The 20,457-nt window shown below is 35.6% G+C and carries 18 protein-coding genes; 14 read left to right on the forward strand and 4 right to left on the reverse strand.

What is annotated here, in order from left to right:
- Positions 1 to 275 precede the first annotated feature (275 nt).
- Both NG743_RS22465 and gntT read left to right on the forward strand, forming a co-directional pair.
- A complete protein-coding gene (locus NG743_RS22465) occupies positions 276 to 581 on the forward strand; it encodes a hypothetical protein (RefSeq protein WP_027401739.1) in 306 nt (101 codons plus the stop codon).
- Between the two features lie 34 nt (positions 582 to 615).
- Positions 616 to 1,986, forward strand: a complete 1,371-nt coding sequence (gntT, locus tag NG743_RS22470) for a guanitoxin biosynthesis MATE family efflux transporter GntT (protein WP_027401738.1) — start codon at positions 616 to 618, stop codon at positions 1,984 to 1,986.
- Between the two features lie 355 nt (positions 1,987 to 2,341).
- Here gntT and NG743_RS22475 read toward each other — a convergent pair whose 3' ends face one another.
- Complete coding sequence (locus tag NG743_RS22475; RefSeq protein WP_257120501.1) at positions 2,342 to 4,009, reverse strand: IS1634 family transposase; 1,668 nt, start codon at positions 4,007 to 4,009, stop codon at positions 2,342 to 2,344.
- A gap of 128 nt (positions 4,010 to 4,137) precedes the next feature.
- Between NG743_RS22475 and NG743_RS22480 the strand changes: the two genes are divergently transcribed.
- Together NG743_RS22480 and NG743_RS22485 are read left to right on the forward strand one after the other, a co-directional pair.
- Positions 4,138 to 4,512, forward strand: a complete 375-nt coding sequence (locus NG743_RS22480) for an NUDIX hydrolase (protein ID WP_257120929.1) — start codon at positions 4,138 to 4,140, stop codon at positions 4,510 to 4,512.
- A gap of 5 nt (positions 4,513 to 4,517) precedes the next feature.
- A complete protein-coding gene (locus NG743_RS22485; protein WP_015078136.1) occupies positions 4,518 to 5,384 on the forward strand; it encodes a BUD32 family EKC/KEOPS complex subunit in 867 nt (288 codons plus the stop codon).
- 316 nt (positions 5,385 to 5,700) lie between these two features.
- On the opposite strand, the gene NG743_RS22490 is transcribed toward NG743_RS22485, so the two are convergent.
- The 3 genes from NG743_RS22490 to NG743_RS22500 form a co-directional block, all read right to left on the reverse strand.
- Positions 5,701 to 6,699: an NAD-dependent epimerase/dehydratase family protein gene (locus tag NG743_RS22490; RefSeq protein WP_027401736.1), complete on the reverse strand. Its 999-nt coding sequence runs from the start codon at positions 6,697 to 6,699 to the stop codon at positions 5,701 to 5,703.
- A gap of 22 nt (positions 6,700 to 6,721) precedes the next feature.
- Positions 6,722 to 8,272, reverse strand: coding sequence for a PfkB family carbohydrate kinase (locus NG743_RS22495; RefSeq protein ID WP_257120930.1), 1,551 nt, complete (start codon positions 8,270 to 8,272; stop codon positions 6,722 to 6,724).
- Between the two features lie 225 nt (positions 8,273 to 8,497).
- Entirely contained in the window at positions 8,498 to 9,145 is a 648-nt protein-coding gene (locus NG743_RS22500; RefSeq protein ID WP_027401734.1) for an SIS domain-containing protein, read from the reverse strand.
- A 679-nt stretch (positions 9,146 to 9,824) separates the two neighbouring features.
- Here NG743_RS22500 and NG743_RS22505 point away from each other — a divergent pair.
- The 10 genes from NG743_RS22505 to NG743_RS22550 all read left to right on the forward strand — a co-directional run bounded on the left by NG743_RS22505 (position 9,825) and on the right by NG743_RS22550 (position 20,456).
- Entirely contained in the window at positions 9,825 to 10,580 is a 756-nt protein-coding gene (locus tag NG743_RS22505) for a sucrose-phosphate phosphatase (protein ID WP_257120931.1), read from the forward strand.
- 5 nt (positions 10,581 to 10,585) lie between these two features.
- Complete coding sequence (locus NG743_RS22510; protein ID WP_051424265.1) at positions 10,586 to 11,377, forward strand: hypothetical protein; 792 nt, start codon at positions 10,586 to 10,588, stop codon at positions 11,375 to 11,377.
- 279 nt (positions 11,378 to 11,656) lie between these two features.
- Positions 11,657 to 12,376 (forward strand): glycosyltransferase domain-containing protein, encoded by a 720-nt coding sequence (locus NG743_RS22515; RefSeq protein ID WP_257120932.1) that lies wholly within the window; start codon positions 11,657 to 11,659, stop codon positions 12,374 to 12,376.
- A gap of 42 nt (positions 12,377 to 12,418) precedes the next feature.
- Positions 12,419 to 13,888 (forward strand): glycoside hydrolase family 13 protein, encoded by a 1,470-nt coding sequence (locus NG743_RS22520; RefSeq protein ID WP_257120933.1) that lies wholly within the window; start codon positions 12,419 to 12,421, stop codon positions 13,886 to 13,888.
- A 9-nt stretch (positions 13,889 to 13,897) separates the two neighbouring features.
- Complete coding sequence (locus tag NG743_RS22525; protein ID WP_257120934.1) at positions 13,898 to 14,638, forward strand: HAD-IIB family hydrolase; 741 nt, start codon at positions 13,898 to 13,900, stop codon at positions 14,636 to 14,638.
- A 377-nt stretch (positions 14,639 to 15,015) separates the two neighbouring features.
- Complete coding sequence (locus NG743_RS22530) at positions 15,016 to 16,920, forward strand: thiamine pyrophosphate-binding protein (RefSeq protein ID WP_027401729.1); 1,905 nt, start codon at positions 15,016 to 15,018, stop codon at positions 16,918 to 16,920.
- A gap of 103 nt (positions 16,921 to 17,023) precedes the next feature.
- The gene (gmhB, locus tag NG743_RS22535) at positions 17,024 to 17,551 is read left to right on the forward strand and encodes a D-glycero-beta-D-manno-heptose 1,7-bisphosphate 7-phosphatase (RefSeq protein ID WP_172891174.1); all 528 of its coding nucleotides are present in this window, start codon (positions 17,024 to 17,026) and stop codon (positions 17,549 to 17,551) included.
- A gap of 110 nt (positions 17,552 to 17,661) precedes the next feature.
- Positions 17,662 to 18,954, forward strand: coding sequence for a glycosyltransferase family 61 protein (locus tag NG743_RS22540; RefSeq protein WP_257120935.1), 1,293 nt, complete (start codon positions 17,662 to 17,664; stop codon positions 18,952 to 18,954).
- Positions 18,955 to 19,023: 69 nt separating this feature from the next.
- Positions 19,024 to 20,031, forward strand: a complete 1,008-nt coding sequence (locus NG743_RS22545; RefSeq protein ID WP_096667116.1) for an SDR family oxidoreductase — start codon at positions 19,024 to 19,026, stop codon at positions 20,029 to 20,031.
- Positions 20,032 to 20,033: 2 nt separating this feature from the next.
- A complete protein-coding gene (locus NG743_RS22550; RefSeq protein ID WP_027401726.1) occupies positions 20,034 to 20,456 on the forward strand; it encodes a secondary thiamine-phosphate synthase enzyme YjbQ in 423 nt (140 codons plus the stop codon).
- The last annotated feature ends 1 nt before the right edge of the window (position 20,457 follow it).

The following is a 20,457-nucleotide window of genomic DNA, read 5'->3' on the forward strand; positions in this document are numbered from 1 at the left end:
AGTCATTCTAAGACCACGATGAAGCAGAAAGTAAACACCAAAATTATCGCTGTCCAGATGTGTCTAGATTTTGGTAATTTTGGGTAAGTTTTATAGAACGGAAAAAGATTGTTACTAGTACTTACGCACTGTACAAATTAACCATGATGTGCATGAACGAAAATCCGTCGTTTCAGGCTTTTGGCGATTAACAATCCCCTGTTTTACCAAAAACATCAACCCCAAATGGCAATAACGGGGGGCAAATAGATTCTGTTGAGGATGGCACCCCAGCTATGGTAACACCAGAACCAGCAGAGGAAGTTGTTAACAACGCGTTACAGAGCGCGTTTGTTGGGAATGGCACACAGATAGATCCAGTTTCAGGAAAACCACTGCTTCAAGGTAGTAATAATGGGTGGATAAGTGGCTTTGTTGATAATTTAATACCGGATACTGAAATACCAGAACCTGCACTCCGAAGTGTTAATTATGGGCAAGAAAATACCTTTGTTGACAATTCTACTGCTGATGAGGACTTAAGAATCGAGGAACTCAAGCGGGTAACAAATTCGTCTATATCTCGACTCAACTCGGTCTAAAATCCAACCAGTAAGCTAAATACTGAATTAACTCATGAACTTAACACGAACAGAACAGTATGACTTTCTCCCTCGTTTCTACCGTCTTGCGATCGCCAATATTCTTTCAAACCTGATGATTCCTCTAGCGGGTTTAATCAGTGTAGCTTTTTTGGGTCATCTGCAAGAAATTGATGCCTTAGCAGGGGTTTGCATAGCTAATATCTTGTTTAACCTCGTCTATTTGATTCTTGAGTTCTTACGTATGGGAACCACTGGGTTAACCGCTCAAGCTGTGGGGGCAGATGACCAAGAGGCTGCACTGCTAGTGGGACTACGCAATGGCTTAATCGCCTTGGGATTAGGTATCGTACTGTTAATTTTGCAGTATCCTTTGCGAGAGGTAGGTTTTTCGCTCTTGAGTGCTGATATTGATGTTAAAGCTGCCGGCATTGACTATTTCAATGCTCGCATTTGGGGAGCGCCTGCTGTTTTACTGAACTTCGTTCTCATTGGTTGGTTACTGGGACGAGAGGAGAATAGTAAGGTTGTGGTACTTTCAGTTATTGGCAATGCAGCCAAGATAATTTTAGACTACTTATTTATTATTCAATGGGGTTGGAATAGTGTAGGGGCTGGAGTATCTCAAGCATCTAGCCAATACTTAATGTTGTTTATCGGCATCCTTTTAGCTAGTCGGAAAGTTCAGTGGCAAGAAATCCGCGCAGTTAGCCCACAAATCATGGATTTTTCAGAGTTGAAAACTATGTTGGCTCTCAATAGAGATATCTTGATTAGAACTATAACTGAGATGTCTGTCTTTACTATTTTTAGTAATCTAAGTGCCATGATGGGAACGATACTCTTTACCCAAAATTCTTTATTAGGACAGATAACACATCTAAATGTTTACTTAACTAACGGAATGGGATTTGCTACCGAAACCTTAAGCGGAAACTTGAAAGGTAAAGATTCAAAAGAGAAATTGTTACCCTTGCTGAAAGTTTCAGTTGCCAGCAGCTTGTTGATAGGACTCACTGTAGCTACAATTTGTGTTTTCTTTCCCCAGGCTGTCTTTGGCATATTAACCAACCATAGGGAAATTACTGAACATATTGATACCTATATTTGGTGTTTATGCTTCATACTTATATTCAATTCTGTTGCCTCAATGCTGGAAGGATATTTCTTAGGATTAGCCGAAGGGAAAATTGTTCGTAATGTCAGTTTGATCTCTGCTAGTTTGGGATTTATCCCATCAGTTATAGCAGCTTGGTATTTTCACAACAACTATCTTTTATGGCTATCCATTATATTATTTATGTTTGCCAAAATGGTGACAATGTTAGTTTATTTACCAAAATCTTTGAGTAGTGATACTGGGGTTAATGCAATTTTTTTGACAACTATTAAAAATGAAATTTGAAATGAGAGAAGCACCAGGGGCTGACATAATTATTCTCAACAGTCAGCAGCAAGTTTTACCCCACATTCCGCAGATGTGACCTAGATTATTGGGATTTTTGAAAAATTTCAGCCAGGAAAATTTTATCTACCTAATTTTCTGGTTGAGTTTAACTTTATTTGCCAAAAAATAGAACATATTAAGTAACTTCATTTTACGAGGTTTTAAAATATATTCTCTCTCTATATTGAATTAGTAATTTCGGGTAAAATAAACATGACAATTACAGCTAAGAATATTTACATCCTCGCTAAAAATTTCTATTTACTAATTTTACCCTTGAACTATCTACATCTTTTTGTTCAAATAAACCACATCAAATAATTAGATAATATTTACTACAACTCTTTCCTAAATACCTGACAATCTTTTCACGTTCCTCTGTAAAATTGCTCATTTGTTTTTGTCCATTTATGACTACCAAATGTACAGCTTGAAACATCTGAAATACCCACCTCATTGTCGGTTTATTTGTGATTTTATTGACTTGATTTCTAATCCCGTCATCGAATTTAGCTAATTCTTGCCTTAACTTTCTTTGTGCAAGATTATAGACTAACAAACACAATCCCATAATCATTGCTATTGCTTCTACTCTTTCAGGAGTTTTGACAAATACGCTGGATGTAAAAAACAAGGGGTCTTTCAAAAATCTAAATCCTCTTTCGTTAGATTGTTGGGATTTATATTCTTCTAATACTTGCTCATCACTCAATTCATTTTTATCTAAGATATTTGTTGCTAATATAAATCTCCCTGCTTTAATTTTTTCAGTTTCTATTACTTCTTCTCTCGTTTCTATTTGACTTTTAACTTGATATTTTATTTGACTTGGTTCGGTCAATTTACTTGGTCTACCTGCTGTTTTATATTCAGATTTTTTTAAATACTCAATTTCTTTTATTTGGTGATATTTCCAGGATTTTGATAGCTTTTCTATTGCTACTTTTGCGTCTGCTTGACAAGCAAATTCTTGCCTGGATAGTTGACTGAGTGCGGCTTTTGCTTTTGATTCTTGTTTTTTGACTTGTTTTTCTACCTGTTGGATACTTGATTTTTTTCTTAATTCACTTTCGACGATTATCCATCTTTGTTTTATGTCTGCATATTCTGATTCTTTGGCTGCTATTTTATAGCCTGATATTTGACTATCTTTCCATTCTGATTCTTTTATATCTACGATTTTATTTTTTGCTTCCTTGATACTTAGTGGTACTCTTGTTATCCATTTCAATTCTCTCATTGCTGCTAAGTTTTCTGCTGTATATAAGGCACTATCTGCTACACTTATGCCCTCAAATGTCCATTGTTTTTTAAATTCTTTTAATCTTTCTACGAATACACTTTTATCATCTACGTTTCCTGAGTCTACTTTTAAATATAATGGGATATCTCCATCTCCTGTTACTATCATGTCTATGATAAATTGTTTGAGGTCTGGTCTTTTATCTCTTGAGTATCCATGAACTATTTCTATTCCTTTCATCTCTGGTTCTCTTTCTATTTTATTCTCTCCTGTTTCTTGCTTTGTTTCATCTCTTTCTTCGCTTTCTTTTTTGTACTCTCCTTCTACACTCATTGAAGTCCCATCTAAATGAATACTATCCATTTCTACTTTGAATTTATGGGCTGCTTTTATGGCTACTGCTGTAAATATTTTTGTTGTTCCTATTTGATGATATTTGTCTAGTTCTCTTCCTAGTTTGTCATCGTTTAAATGTGATGGTAATACTCCTTCTCCTATTAAATGTTCTGTTGGTTTTCCTACAAAAAATTCCTCAAATAGATATAATGGGGCGCTTAAAAAGCCCAATCCATTTAAGATCATTGCTTTTATTACTTGTCCTGGGTTGAGGGTTTCTTTTGTTTTTATTCCAACTATTTTATTCACTTCTTCTACTAATTCCATCTCGTCTATTATTCCCGCTACTATTCCTAAATGGTCTATATTTAGGATTTCCATGGCTTTTTTTGACTCTTTCATGGTTTCCCCCCTCTCTATTTGATTACACTATTTTAACAAATAAAAGCCTGAAATCTTTGCTCGGCAATCTTTTCAGGCTTTACTTTCTCTAAATTTTTAATTCCTAAATTTGCTTTAGTATCTGCGGAATGTGGGTTTTACTTGTACTTCGAGATAATAAAAGCTCTATTCCTTTTCCTAATACTTGGGCATTCCTGGGAGGATATATAGAGAAAAATGAATCTCCAGAAGCAGCTATTCGTAGAGAATTAGTTGAAGAATTGGAACTAAAACTCGATGAAGTTAATTTTTTCAAGTCTTATTTTTGGGAAGAGTGTGATGAACACATTTTTTGGACTCGGCTGGATTTAGATATTTCTCAAATAACCCTACACGAAGGACAAAAATTAGCCTATTTTAGTCGAGAGGAAATTAATCAGCTTGAATTTGCCTCTCACTATGATCAAATTCTGGCTGAGTTTTTTGATTTCTTAGCAATTAGTTTAAAATTAAGTATTGGTTAAAGCTAATGAAAAATTCAATTGCAGAAAATTTAAAGAATACACTACCAACAAATATCGCTCAGGGATTGGAAAGTGCTTTAGCTTATTTACCTGGAGGTAAAACAGCAACAATAGAAAAACCCCAATCAGAAGGATTATTTAATCATATCTTATTGATTACAACAGCCACAGATCGCTGCGTTTTTCGTGCCAGACGGGATATTTCCACTGAAGCTGGTGATGCTTATATGCAGTATATGTATGAAGCCACTGGCTTTATCCAAAATGGCGGTTCTTTTAAACTCAGAAATATTGGAGATGAAGTTGATTTTATCAAACGGGCATTAGCTGTCGGCTTACCAGTTCCTAAATTAATCCATGCAGATCAAGATTGGATGCTGATTGAATATGTAACAGGGAAAACTTTGTTGGAATTTCTAGAAACTGGAGAAGTCAAGTTTTTGCCGAAGGTTCTACAAGAAATGAATTTAGCTCACAGACAGGGAATTATTTATGCTGATCGCTGGACTGGGAATGAAATGATTGATACCCAGGGAAATGTGCGAATGATTGATTTTGATATTGAATGGTTTTATCAAGGAGGTAATGATGGTACTCTGGAAGCATTAGAAATGGCATGGACTATTTTTAATGCCATGAGAGTAACTAGCAAACGAGATGAATTATTAACAATAGTAGAAACGGAAGTTTTACCATCATTAAAAGCATGGGGTTATGAAATCTCCAAAATGAAACAATTTATTGAAGGTTTATGCAAGTTTTATCTTGACCCCAATAAGCCCGGTAATCAATGGTCTTTACCAAAAAGTTTGTATGTGGCAATGGCTAAACCAGCGAATCGCTTGATTGCGATGTTTACTGAAGCTGATTAAGGGACTTCCAATTAAAAAAATACCCAAAAATTTCTTGTGGTGCGGGACGAATTGCCCGCTAATCATCAAGGACGGGCAGGATGCCCATCCCACAAAATTGGGTAATTTATTTTTTGGTGTTCCCTAAAGAAGATGGTGGACTTTTACAAGATTACGAAAAATATAGATGTGTAGGGTTTTAGCAGCGCTCATTGGTGCCAACTTAAGCTCAAATCCCTACCACATCTAGTTCCTAGTCTCTGACTAGGAATGCAGTTGATGAGGCTCGCCTGTTCCGTTTAAAACCCTCCCTACAGATGATTGTTTGGGGTAAGTTTTACCGGAAATTAATTTCTTTCATTACTTTCACGTTATAGTAACGAGTATCTGTGAGAGAATCGGGAATTTGATTAGCTTTAAATGCTGCTGCTAAATCTTCGATCGCTTCCTTTATAGTATGTGCAGGGACAAATCCCAGTTCTTGCTTAATTTTTTCTGAAGAAATATGGTATGAACGCAGATCGTCGGTGGGTGTAGTCATAATTTCTACAGATTCTCCCACTACTTGACGGGTCATCTCGGCAATTTCCATCAAGGTATGATTTTCATAGCCAGCGTTAAATATTTTACCGTCAATCGCTTCATCTGACCATTGTAGAGATTTTAGATACAGATCGGTCATATCTTCAATATGGATATTGGGACGTTTTTGCTGACCACCAAAAACTGTAATTTTACCATTATTAATTGCGTGGTTAGTGAGAATATTCACCACTAAATCTAGTCGCTGACGGGGGGAATAACCGCAGACTGTAGCAGGACGCAAAACTAAGGTAACAAAACCTGGTTCTCGTTTACTCAATAAGACTTCTTCGCATAAAGCCTTATAACGAGAATAGTCTGTTAAAGGCATTAAGGGTAAGTCTTCTGTGACATTTTCTATTTCTTTGATGCCGTAAACACTGGAGGAAGAAGCATAAATAAACCGCTTCACTCCGGCATCTTTGGCAACGTCTACTAAGTCAAAAAAGGCATCGTAATTAATCGAACGGCCTAAGTCTGGATCTAATTCAAAGCTGGGATCGTTGGAAATACAAGCTAAATGAATGACAGCATCACATCCTGGCATGATTTTTTCTAGAAGTTGGCGATCGCGGATATCGCCTTCAATCTCTTCTAAATGAGGATGATCTTTAACGGCATTTAATACATCTTTGCCATAAAGATACAAGTCTATTACCTTAACTCCATATCCAGCTTGCAGAAGTTTAGGAACTAAAATAGCTCCTACATAACCAGCACCGCCGGTCACTAAAACTTGTTGAATTGGATTCATTGATTTACTCCTTAATTATCTTTTAAAATGTGGAAATTGTTTTAGCAAACTTTAATAAGCGTCCCTTGTCTACAGGCTTTTCATTTCCTAAAACATTGGCAGCGATCGCTCCGGCCAAATTTCCTAAAAATGATCCTAACTGCACAGGCAAATCTAACTTAGCACTCAAACTGGCTAGGGCAAAAAAGGCATCTCCAGCCCCGGTGGTATCTTTGACTTGTTGTGTCATAGCCGGAGTAATTTCCATCTCTCCATGAGTATTAATTCCCAAAGAACCAGCAGATCCTAAAGTTAACCAACCTTGTTGCGCCCCTAAATGATATTGCAACCGTTTTAGTAACTCTTCTCGATTAACATAACGATTAGAAAATGCCAGACGAATTTCCTGTTCATCTACACAAAATGTATCGGCTCGCTTATATTTACTAATTAGGTTATAACCGTAATTAGCACTATTAGTTTGACAGTTTAAGGCTAAAAATGGTGCTTGTGATTGAATTAATTCAATTGCCTCAGCATCAATTAATCCATGACCATAATCCGCCAAAACCACTAAATCGCAGTTTTTTAACAGTTTTTCCCAAGCATCTAAAAGTTTTTCTCGTTCTTGGGGTCCTAGTCCTTCTTCGTCTATGGAATTAATCGCAAATAATTGGGTATAACCCTTGGTTTTCCCTTGTTGTTCAATATAACGACACTTTGTTACTGTAGAATAGTTTTCTACACAATGTAAATTAAGATGCAGCGTACCATCAATATGATTAGCAATCAAATGATGTACATCTGGTTCATCACCAATGGTACTAGCTAGGGTGACAGATTTGGCAAAACTACTGAGATGGTTAGCGATCGCAAAAACTCCCCCCAAATGTTGTTCTTTTTTCACAAAGCGGGTTGATGGCGCTCTTCCTTTTGAGGTTAATCCCTGAACTGTACAGTGAACAAACTCATCAATAATAATATCCCCCAACACCAAAACATTGAGATCCTGCATTGCTTCTATCGCATTTCTAATATCCTCAAAAGCATATTGTTGACTAAAATCATTGGCATAACGTTTTAATTCTGGAGGGATAACATCAAGATAATTATTAATCAGTCGTGTAGAGCTAAAAGTAATTTCTTGAGTATAGCGAATGTCACCTCCGTAAGCTCTTACTTGAGCGATTTCTTTATCAATATTGTGGGTTACATCTTTCTCTGTTTCCGCATATTCATCTCCCTTGCAGTAAATATGAGGACGCACTTTCTCAATTACTTCCAAAGCTGTGACGGCGGGAGTTAAAATTACATAATCAACACAAGCTAAAGCAGCTATAGAATTAACACGCAACTCATCAGAAAATATTGGTCTTCCTGGTCCTCGGTTAATATAAGGAGTAGCAGTTAGGGAGATTACTAATAAGTCTCCCATTGCTTTAGCCGCTTGTAAATGAGCAATGTGTCCGGGATGTAGTAAGTCAAATACCCCATTACAGAGAACGATTTTCCGTCCTTTTTGATGGTAGACAGTGAATACTTCTGCACAAGTTTCAAAGTCAATAATTTTTTCTCTATATATTTCTAATTGCATCTTTATTTCATTGCTAATCTTGGTACAAAAGTTCACAGAAAAATCGAACAATTCAGAACTAGAACATCATTATTTACTTGATGATTCTAGGTTTAGATATCTGACAATTTTTGAAGAAAGAGGTCTACAATTCTAGTTCTTGTCACATATATTTAATATGCAATCATTAAATCTTGTTGTTTACCACAGATAGAATTTCTTCTATATATAAATGGGATGAATATTTTAGGATGCTTTTAGTTCATTTAAACTGAGATAGTTATCCACATTTGCACTAGGTAAAGCACCTTCTACCAAGCCATCAATAATGCAGTGACAAATACATAAGTGCATGATTTCTGCAAAACCATAGGACATCGTGGGAACATAAAAATTTAGATGTCCAAGTTGACGTAAGGGATTGTTAGGTTGAAAGGCTGAAAGTGTAATCACATGACAATTCATTTTTAGTGCTTGGTAAACACCAGCAAGAATATTTTGTGATTGTCCAGAACTACTAATTGCAAACAAAACATCTCCAGACTGAGCAAATGTAGAAATGGGTTTGCTAAAAACTTGTTCGTAGCCAAAGTCATTACTAATACAGGTCACCAAAGCACCATCGTTAAAGCAAATCGCGGGAATATTACCATTACGCCAGTAGTCAATAGCCTGATGACTAGCTACGGCTGCACTTCCTCCATTACCGATAAATATCACTTTTCGACACTGCTGATTTTGCTTTTCTACTAAAGCCGCAGCCATATCAATTCCTTCTGAATTAGCAAAAGATTTACCTTGATGATCTGTGACTTGAAATTTCTCACCCAGGGTAGATAGTTGCTGGAAGTAATCATTAGAAAATGGATGAAGTCGCTGCTGTACTTTATTCATAAACACTATCAAGTAATTAATGTCATTGTTTTATGTATACCTGAGCCTTGCTACAAAGCGGTCTTTTCTGACCCAGGTTGGGACGGTGTACCACTTCTTCTAACATACCTCTAAGATACAAGGTTGGGTTAAGCGACAGCGCAACTCAACGGATTTGTTGGGTTTCATTCTATTGCTTCGCAATGCTAACGCTCCACAACCCAACCTACGAATCAAGACTTTTTCTAATTTGGAAAAGGTATTGTTCATGTATACTATTTTTTCTATTTTTGAAATCTAAAGAAAATATAAAGAATATCTAAAGAATAAATTTTTATGACTTACTCAATTAATGCCAATTAACATTATTTTCAGAAAATCTTTAAAGAATATTAAGAAAGCAATAAAGTAGTAATATTTTTGTATGATCAACGAGTAAATTTTAAATAAGTAGGTTGGCGTTGAAAATTGTCGTTATAGCAAGGCAAAACGCAAGAGTAAAGAGGTTTTGGGCGATTTTACGTCTCTTTACACAGTTTGGTTTTATTGTGTTCACCTACTTAAATGTACAGTTTAAAATATTAATAAGCTGTTACGCAGCTAAATTTGATAACCATAATTTACTTGAACTTTGTAGTGCGGGCATCTTGCCCGCTAGAATTATACAAACTAAATGCACAACAGCTTAACAATAATAAAGGTGGCAAAATTTTTATTTGTGACTGATTTAGATCAGACTTTAGTTGGTGATGATCTAGCTTTAGAGAAATTAAATCAGTGGTTAAGTAAACAGCGCCGCATTGACGGTACAGTTATCTGTTACACCACAGGGCGATCTCTCCCGCTCTATCAACAACTGATCGCTCAAAAAGAACTCTTAGAACCTGATATACTCGTCCTGGCAACGGGTACAGAAATTTACTACCCAGGCAGTGAAACCCCCGATTCTGAGTGGAAAAACAAAATCTCCCTGGGTTGGGATAGAGAACAAGTAATAGAAATAACCAGCCGATTTCCTTGCCTAGTCCCCCAACCTCCCTTAGAACAAACGGACTTTAAGGTAAGTTATTATACTAATACTAAAGGATTATCAGTAACACTTCCGCGATTAAAAGCTATTTGGCAAAATCATGGTTTAGCAGTACAAATGATAGATAACTTTGGGGGTGCATTTTTAGATATCTTACCAGCATTAGCAAATAAAGCTGCATCTGCTCTTTTTCTGCAACAACGGTTAGGTTTTACTAATGAACAAACTCTTATTTGCGGAGATTCAGGTAATGATCTATCTATGTTTGAAAATATGCTTTGTCCCGCTATTATCGTTGGTAATGCCGAACCAAAAATATTAGATTGGCATGAAAATTCCCCACCAGGGAATCGCTATCTGGCAAAAAGTCACTTTGCAAATGGCATTTTAGAAGGATTAAAATATTTTGGATTTTACAGAGAATAACTGATATGAAAACCATTGTTTATCAATCCTATCGGGGAAATGAAACACCAAATTGGCTGGAAACTTGTATGCAAACAGTCAAAAATTGGGCAGAATTAAAAGACTTTGATTACCAAAGAGTAGACAACTTTTTTGACTATGTTCCCGATTGGTATATAGATAAATCCCAAGGCAAAATTAACATCATTGCTGATTTAGCTAGGCTAGAAATAGCTAAAAAGTTTCTTAATCAAGGATATGACCAAACTATTTGGATGGATGCTGATGTAGTAGTTTTTGATCCCGATAATTTAAACATTGAAACGACAGAAGAATATTTAGTTTGTCGTGAAGTTTGGTTGGATACAGAAGATGATCAAAATTTGGGTGAGGGAACTTTATTTTGTACTGAAAAAGTCACTAATTCCTTAGTTTATTTTACTCAAAAAAATAGTTTTTTGGACTTTTATATATATGCGACTAAATCAATCTTGAAAAATCAGACCGGAAGGTTATCCAGATTAGCAGTTAGTACGAAATTTTTAAGCAGACTTTATGAGATTATGGAATTACCTCTTTTTCCAAATATGGGGCTTTTTAGTCCTATTCTAATGCACGCAATTGTAGAAGATAAAACTGAGATTATCGAGTTATATACAAAAGCCTTGAAATCTCCTATTTATGCGGCTAACTTGTGTTTATCTTTTAGAAATCAATCTCATAAAGGCATCATGGTGACAGATAAACTATTTGAACAATTGATTGATAAATTGTTACAAAATAAAGGAGAAATGATTAACCGATATTCTTCTCCATAATTAAATTCTCATTCTTCATTGGTAAAACACGAGGAATGTAAGAGGATGTTTGAAAAGTTTTGGGCGAATATAATTCACTACTACACAAGCAAAGTCCACCTGCGTGGACTAATGAAAAATCGAGGGTTTCAAACCCACCTCCGTGGGTTTTGTCTGTGTGCAAGATGAACCGCGACTTCTAGTCGCCAGGATTAGTATGAATTAAGACTTTTCAAACACCCTCTAAGCTATAATCAGCAAACCACAATATTTTTTTGTAAGAGGTAAGGTTGTCACAAAATGAAGAAAAGCCCAAATATCGCATTTTATACTTGTTGTAACTCTGTGTCTTTTTCTAAGGTACAACTCTTTTTGAGATCTGCTAAAAAACAAAATATAGACGTTAAGGTGCTAGGTGAAGGTCTCGAATGGTCAGCCAATTCTCTAAGACTTCCTTTGATTTTGAATGAACTAAAGGATGTGAAAGATGACACAATAGTTCTTGTTACTGATGCTTTTGATGTTCTGTATGTACAGAATGCTAACAGTATATATGAAAAATTTATTCAAGGTGGTTATAAGATATTATTTGCAGCAGAGAAATGGTACTCTCATCAGTACGAAGAATACAAAGATTTTTACGATAGCATTAAAGTTCCCTATGATTATAAATATCTGAACGCAGGGACTTTCATGGGATACAAAAAATATGTCTGTGAGATGATTGATAATATTCTTTCTTATCCGAATTTTCATGAAAACGGTAGTGATCAAAGATTGTATGGAAAATACTGTTTTGAAAATCCTGAAACAGTAACCTTAGATTATTGCTGTGATATTTTTTGGTGTACAGCAGGGGAATGGGAAATTTTACCAGAACTGTATGAGATACACAATGGATTTGTCTTAAACAAATTAACTGGCACATATCCTGCAATAATTCACATACCATACTCTAAAAAGTATTATAATGTTCTGCTCAGGTTGGCAGAAGATCTGGGTGATGTTGTATCGCGGTAAAGAATAATCAACAACAATGATGAGGTTAATGTTTCAGAGATCATGACAAGTTTCTATACGAAGATTAATACACCTGATTGGGTTAAAAACGCCGTTTTTTATCAAATATTTCCTGATCGCTTTTCTCGAAGTATTCCCACTGAACAAAAGTGGTTACTTAATATACCCTTAGAAGACTGGAATACTACTCCTACATTTCATGGTTATAAAGGCGGAAATCTTTGGGGAATAATTGAAAAACTAGATTATTTACAAGATTTAGGTATTAATGCAATTTACCTTAATCCTATTTTTACATCTGCCAGTAATCATCGTTATCATACTCTTGATTATTATCAAATTGATCCCTTATTAGGCGGTGAAGAAGCATTTACCAATCTCCTTAAAGAAGCTCATCATCGTAAGATTAAACTTATCTTAGATGGAACTTTTAATCATGCTAGTAGAGGCTTTTATTTTTTCAATGATATTCTCGAAAATGGACAAAATTCTCCTTGGTTAGATTGGTTTAAAATTACAGGTTGGCCTATCTCACCTTATGATAATTCTCGTCCTGCTAATTATGCTTCATGGTGTGATCTTCGTGCTTTACCCGAATTTAACACTAATAATTCAGGAGTGCGCGAATATATTATGCGTATAGGTGAATATTGGATTAAACGTGGTGCAGATGGTTGGCGTTTAGATTCGGCAGATTACATCAAAACTCCTGGATTTTGGCAAGAATTTCGGGAAAGAATCAAAGCAATTAATCCTGAAGCCTATATTGTGGGAGAAATTCCTATGAATGCAACTGAGTGGTTAGATGGCACACAATTTGATGGCGTGTCAAGTTTACCCTTTCTTAATGCTACCACTGCCTTTATTGTCGGCGATCGCCAGGTAAAAGGTCATTTTGCTGAATATGCACCACCACCACCAGCAGATGCGGCTAAATATGGGGAAGAAATTAATCAATTACTGCAACTTTATCCGTGGGAAATTCAATTAACTCAACTTAATGGTATTAATAATCATGATACAGCTAGGTTCATTGATGTAGCTGGAGGTGATCGCCCCAGTTTATATTTAGCAACGTTACTATTATTTACTTTTCCTGGCGCACCTTGCATATATTACGGCGATGAAGTCGGTTTAACTGGTGGTTATGATCCCGACTGTCGTAAAGGTTTTCCTGATAAAAAACAGTGGGATCAAGACATTTTAGAGTATCATCGTCAATTAATTAAACTGCGTCATAATTATGCAGCATTAAAAATTGGTGAGTATCAAACTTTATTTGCTCAAGGACAAGTTTACATTTTTGCGCGAATCTTACTAAAAGAAGTATTGATAATTGCGGTAAATGCGGGTAATGAAACAGCAGAAGTTAGTATTCAAACATCATGGCGATCACAACCTCATCAAGTATTATTGACCTATGGTTCTGGTACAGTAAATTGGAATAATGAAGCAGCACAACCAAGTCTCAATTTTACACTTACACCGCGCAGTGGGTTAATTTTAGGTTAATTATTTAAGATGAACTATAATCACTCATTACTGTTAGCAACTGACCTAGATGGTACTTTTTTAGGTGGTACTCATCAAGAACGCTCTGAATTTTATCAATATATTCACAACCAGCGAGATCGTATTCTTTTAGTGTATGTCACTGGCAGAGAACTAGACTGGATCAGCAACTTCCTAGTTGAAAACCCCCACATCCCTAAACCTGACTACATCATTGGTGATGTAGGAACAACTATTGTAAATGGTAAAACCTTCGAGCCAATTTCTGCTGTGCAAGATTGGATAATTAAACAATGGGATAATGCCAACGAACAAGTTAAGAACCTATTAGCAAATGAACCAGGATTAAAACTACAGTCTGTTAATCCAGATTATCGCGTATCGTACTATTATGATTCTGCAATATTACAACCTAGCACCATTCAAAAAGTAATTGATGCTGGATTTGATTGCATTATTTCATCTTATGATATCTATTTTTATTTTGATGTCATGCCAAAAGGAGTTTCTAAAGGGCCAACTCTCCTTAAGTTTTTGTCCGAAATAAATTTTAATGCTAATAATACAATTGCTTGTGGAGATACTCTCAATGATTTATCCTTATTTGAAACAGGATTAAAGGGAATTGCTGTCGGAAACTCTGAACCAAGATTAATTGAGAAAATTCAAATAATGGAGAATGTTTATCATAGCCCTTATCCTGGAGTAATGGGTATTTGGGATGGTCTTAAAGTCTATGGCAAGGATTAAAAAATAATTAAATTTATCTAGTTTTTTTGGCTATCCTAGACTTAGTTTGATAAGTTAATACTAAAAAACCTAAAATACCTGATATAACTAGGTTTCGCTCAAATAGAATCGAAGATTTAATAAAAAAATGCTTTCTGATTCTTGAATCCCCTACCATGTTAGGACTTAACCTGATATCAAGTATTAATTTTCTGTAACTACTCTAGGAGAGCCGTTTTTTTGATTTTTTCAACTGTTAAATTCGATTAAAAATATCATTTTTTTTACCCAGAGGTGCAGGAAGTAATAATATTAAAATTTAGCAATGTTTGAAAAATGATTGGGATAATCTAAAATCCAAAAGTCAGCATCTAAAATCCTATAAGGAACAAAAATCAATGACTGTTACAACTTCTAGTTTTCCTATTGACCTCAATGCTTACAAACCGTTAAAATTAGACCCGACTAATTCAACTTTGACTAATGAACAAAGAGAAATTCTGAAAGCTAATATTCAATTTTGTCGAGATACTATTGTTTTTTTTACCGCTGTAGCAGCAGCCAAAGGTGTGGGAGGTCATACAGGAGGAGCTTATGATACAGTTCCCGAAGTGATGATTTTAGATGCTTTCTTTCGGGGAGTAGCAGATAAATTTGTGCCAATTTTCTTTGATGAAGCAGGACACCGCGTTGCTACACAATATTTAATGGCAACTTTACAGGGTGATCTTGATGCAGAAAATCTGCTGCATTATCGAGAAGCCTATTCATTACTACTTGCACATCCAGAACGAGGACGCACTCCTGGTGTAAAATTTAGTTCGGGAAGATTAGGACACCTCTGGGCTTATGTGAATGGAGTAGCGATCGCACATCCTCATCAAGTAGTATTCTGTTTAGGTTCAGATGGTTCACAGCAAGAAGGAAATAATGCCGAAGCCGCCCGTTTAGCTGTGGCTAAAAATCTCAATATCAAATTAATTATTGATGATAACAATTCCACCTGTAGCGGATATCCAACAGATTATCTCAAGGGTTATAACGTCGGTCAAACTTTAGCTGGACATGGATTAACTGTATTAACTGGAGCAGGGGAAGATTTAGATGATTTATATACTCGTCTCTGTCAAGCTGTCACTATTAATGGACCAGTAGCAGTAATTAATAAACGTCCTATGACTCCCGGTATTGTTGGAGTAGAAGGCACACCTTTAGGACATGATGCCCTATCACCAGAGTTAGCGATCGCCTATTTAGAAACTCGCGGACATACATCAGCCGTCAATTACCTCAAAAAAGTTATTCCCCTCACACATACCTACTCTTTTACGGGTTCTAGCAGCAAAACACGCCATATTTTTGATGCTACCGTTGTCTCTCTTCTCAGTCAAATGACACCCACAGAACGGCGAGAAAAGGTAATGTGTATTGACAGTGATTTAGGAGAATCCTGTGGTATCAATAAAATTAGTCAAGCCTATCCAGAGATTTTCTATCATGGCGGCATCATGGAAAGAGGAAACTTCTCTGCGGCGGCAGGATTTGGCATGGAAGCAGGAAAACAAGGCATTTTCAGCACTTATAGTGCCTTTTTAGAAATGTGTATTTCTGAAATTACAATGGCACGGCTTAATAAATCCAACGTTCTTTGTCAATTTTCCCATAGTGGGATAGATGAATTAGGAGATAACACCTGCCATTTTGGGTTAAATAATATGTTTGCCGATAACGGTTTAGAAGACGCTTATCAAACCCGTCTCTATTATCCCGCCGACGGACATCAAATGAAAGCTTGTGTGGAAACTGTATTTGATCAACCAGGGTTAAGATTTCTCTTTTCTAGCCGTTCCCCAGTACCCGATATTCTGGATACAAATAGTAAACCTTTATTTGCAGATGGTTATACATTTATTCCTGGAAAAGATGACGTAATACGAGAAGGAACAGCCGGCTATATCGTTAGCTTTGGAGAGGTACTTTACCGCGCCTTAGAAGTAGTAGAAAGCCTGAAAAAACAGGGAATTAATGTCGGTTTAATCAATAAATCCACATTGAATCTAGTAGATGAAGAAATCATGGCAAAAATTGGTTCAACACCCTTTGTTTTAGTAGTTGAATCCTTAAATCGGCGTACAGGTTTAGGTATCCGTTTTGGTTCATGGTTACTAGAAAGAGGGTTTTCTCCCAAATATGCCTATATGGGAACTCATCAAGAAGGTTGTAGCGGAATTTGGGAACAACTCCCCCATCAAGGTATTGATACTATTGGCATCATGAACAAAGTTGAGGAAATGTTAAAATAAGAAAAAAATCCCCGAATTCTTCTGTGATCATCACCATAAATTATCAGATGATATCAGAAGTCGGGGATCTGAATCTAAAGGAGAATAATTACCAGTGATTAAAGTGGCTTTTCTTGATCGAGATGGAGTAATTAATATTGATCATCACTATGTTTTTAGATGTGAGCAGTTTGAATTTAATGATGGCATTTTTGCTACTTGTCGTCTACTACAAGATTTAGGTTATAAGCTAATTGTGATCACAAATCAATCAGGTATTGCTCGTGGTTACTATTCTGAACAAGATTTTTTAAGTCTTACTGTCTGGATGTATGAGCAATTTAATAACCAAGATATAACAATACTGGATGTGTTTTACTGCCCACATCATCCCCAATCAACTATATCTAATTACCGTCAAAACTGCCGATGTCGTAAACCGTTACCAGGAATGATTGAACAAGCTTGTCAGAAATATCCTATAGACTTGCAAAGCTCAATCCTAATTGGTGATAGAATATCGGATATGCAAGCTGCTAAAGCCGCAGGAATCGGTAAATTTTATTTACTCAGTCCAGAAATTTTTATTCCTAAAGAATTACAAGTTTCTGCTCGGTTGGATAATCTGGAAGCACTAAAGTTTTTTATTTAATGAATTTGAGAATATGTTTATTAAATATTCATTAAATTTTACTAAACTTTTACTAAAAAACAAGCAAATTATTTTGCTGTCCTATACAAAACAGAGAGATTTACAAGCAGATGAATAAAGTTGGGCGTTATGTTCAAGAATTGCTAATATTTAAACTCATATATCCTATTTTATTGAGATACATTGACGAAAATCTCATCACGATGACTGAGGAGATGGAGAAAGATAAAATGGAGAATAATATTCCTAAGTTAGAAGCGGAATATGAACAATTACCTATTCTCAAATTGATTTATTCAATTTTATTTAACTATCTACACAGCAATTTAATTACTAGAGTAGATTTACTCCAGCAATGTCAAGCAGAGAATAATCTTTATCAGTTAAAATATGATGAAATTATTCAAATTGAACCAGCTATAAGTTATCAAGAAATTCCCGCAGCATTTAGAGAAAAAGAAGGTAAATTTGAATTTACTAATCCTTTTGCTGTGGTTGTTAAAAACGTGGAGTTATTGGGAATTTATGGGATTGGTTTTACTGAGGATAAGAATATTATTTTAGAAACAGTTTTAGATAGAGTAGATGTTTTAGAACACACTGCTATTTCTACAATGAAGGCTGGTTTCAATTCTCAATATATTGCCCCTATAGATAAAATAGAATATTTTGATTTAGCTTGTTCATTTGTTAATTATTGGAGTCATTTATACGCTCATTGGATTTATGAGGCTTTAACTAGATTAGAAGTCCTTGAATATTATTCTCAAAAAACAGGTAAAAAACCAGTCTTAATAATTGATAAAGATATTCCTAGTTGGAAAATTCGCTCTTTAGAATTGATGGGTTATGGTCTAGAAAATTATATCCAATGGAATGGATATAGAGCTAAAGTTAATGAATTAGTTATTTGCTCTAAAAGACGTGAAGGAGGACGTATTTCTATCAAAGCTTGTCATTGGGTAAGAGAACGTATTCTCAGTAACGTAGATAGTTATGCAAATCCAAATCTGGTTTTGAGTCCCAATATTTTTATTTCTCGTAAAAAAGCAAATGCTCGCCGCATTTTGAATGAAGAAGAAGTAAGCAATACTCTCGATAAAATGGATTTTGTACCTTATGTTCTAGAAGATTTAGATTTTGCTGACCAAGTAAAATTGTTTGCTCAAGCTAAATTTATTATTGCTCCTCATGGTGGTGGAGTAACAAATATTATTTTCTCCCAAAATTTAAATTTAATTGAACTTTTTGGTCAGAAAATTAGCCATTTCTATTATACAGTTGCTAAAGGATTAGGATTCGATTATGCTTGTATGTTTTGTGAGGTAAAGAATGAAGATATCATTGTCAATTGTGAAGAATTAAGTAGAATGGTTGATAAAATGACAAAAAATAGAATTTGATAATGTAAATTAGATGATCATAAAGCTTGATGAAAATTTAAATTTTGACTAACAGATTATTAATTTTGTATGAACAGTAAATTAAATTCTCCTAAACATTGCTTAGTCACTGGTGCTGCTGGTTTTATTGGTAGCCACTTGTGTGATCTCCTCCTGAAATCAGGTCATAGTGTCGTTGGTTTAGATAATTTGGTGACAGGAAGAACGGATAATTTAAAAGTGGCTCAAACCTATTCCACATTTACATTTATTGAGCAAGATGTTGCTGATATTTCCCCATCCATATTAACAGATATTGACTGGGTATTTCATTTAGCAGGATTAGCTGATTTAGTTCCCTCAATCCAAAATCCAGGAGCATATTATCATGCCAATTTACATAGTACATTCGTCCTTTTAGAAGCTTGTCGTACTGCTAAAATCCAAAAATTTATCTACACAGCTTCTTCCACTTGCTATGGTATTCCTAATCAATATCCCACATCAGAAACCTATCCTTGTCATCCTAAACATCCATACGGCTTAACAAAATATTTAGGTGAACAATTAGTCATGCACTGGGCGCAAGTTTATCAACTTCCAGCCCTTTCTTTACGATTGTTTAATGTGTATGGACCAAGATCCAGAACCACAGGAGCTTATGGTGCAGTATTTGGCGTATTTTTAGCTCAAAAACTAGCGAAAACCCCTTTTACTGTTGTTGGAGATGGAATGCAAACGAGAGATTTTACCTTCGTTAGTGATGTAGTAGCAGCCTTTATCAAAGCTGCTGAATCGGATATTACCGGGGAAATTATTAATATTGGTTCTGGTAAATCTGAAAGCGTTTTAACACTGGTGAAATTATTAGCAGGAGAAATTACTCACATTCCCAAACGCCCAGGAGAACCTGATTGTACTTGGGCTGATATTGCCAAAGCTACGACTCTTTTAAAATGGCAACCTCAAGTACCTTTAAGTGAAGGTGTAAGTGAAATGTTAGCCAATATTGAACTTTGGCGAGATGCTCCAGTTTGGACACCAGAAACAATTCAGCAAGAGACAAAATCGTGGTTTGAGCATTTAGGAAAGGAATAAAAATGACCAACTCATCTATAAGACTTTATCAACAATCAATCAAGGTACAAACTACTGGTAAATCCCTATGTCAAATTACGCCCCAAGTCCAAGCAGTCATTACAGAATCGGAAATTACAGCAGGAATTTGTAACCTTTTTATCCGTCATACTTCCGCCAGTTTATTGATTCAAGAAGAAGATGCCAAACCCGACGTGGAAACCTTTTTTGCGAAGTTAGTTCCCGAAAATGGTCAATATCTTTTAGCCGGACAAGGTTTAGATGATATGCCGGCACATATTCGCTCTGCCCTTACCCATACCTCTGAACAAGTTCCGATTGCTCAAGGTCTTTTGCAGCTAGGACGTTTACAAGATATTTATATCTGGGAACATCGTCAGTCTGGTTACATCCGTGAAGTCGTTATCAATATATTGGGATATTAAA

The sequence above is a fragment of the Dolichospermum heterosporum TAC447 genome (genome assembly GCF_024584745.1).
GTDB classification, from domain to species: domain Bacteria; phylum Cyanobacteriota; class Cyanobacteriia; order Cyanobacteriales; family Nostocaceae; genus Dolichospermum; species Dolichospermum heterosporum.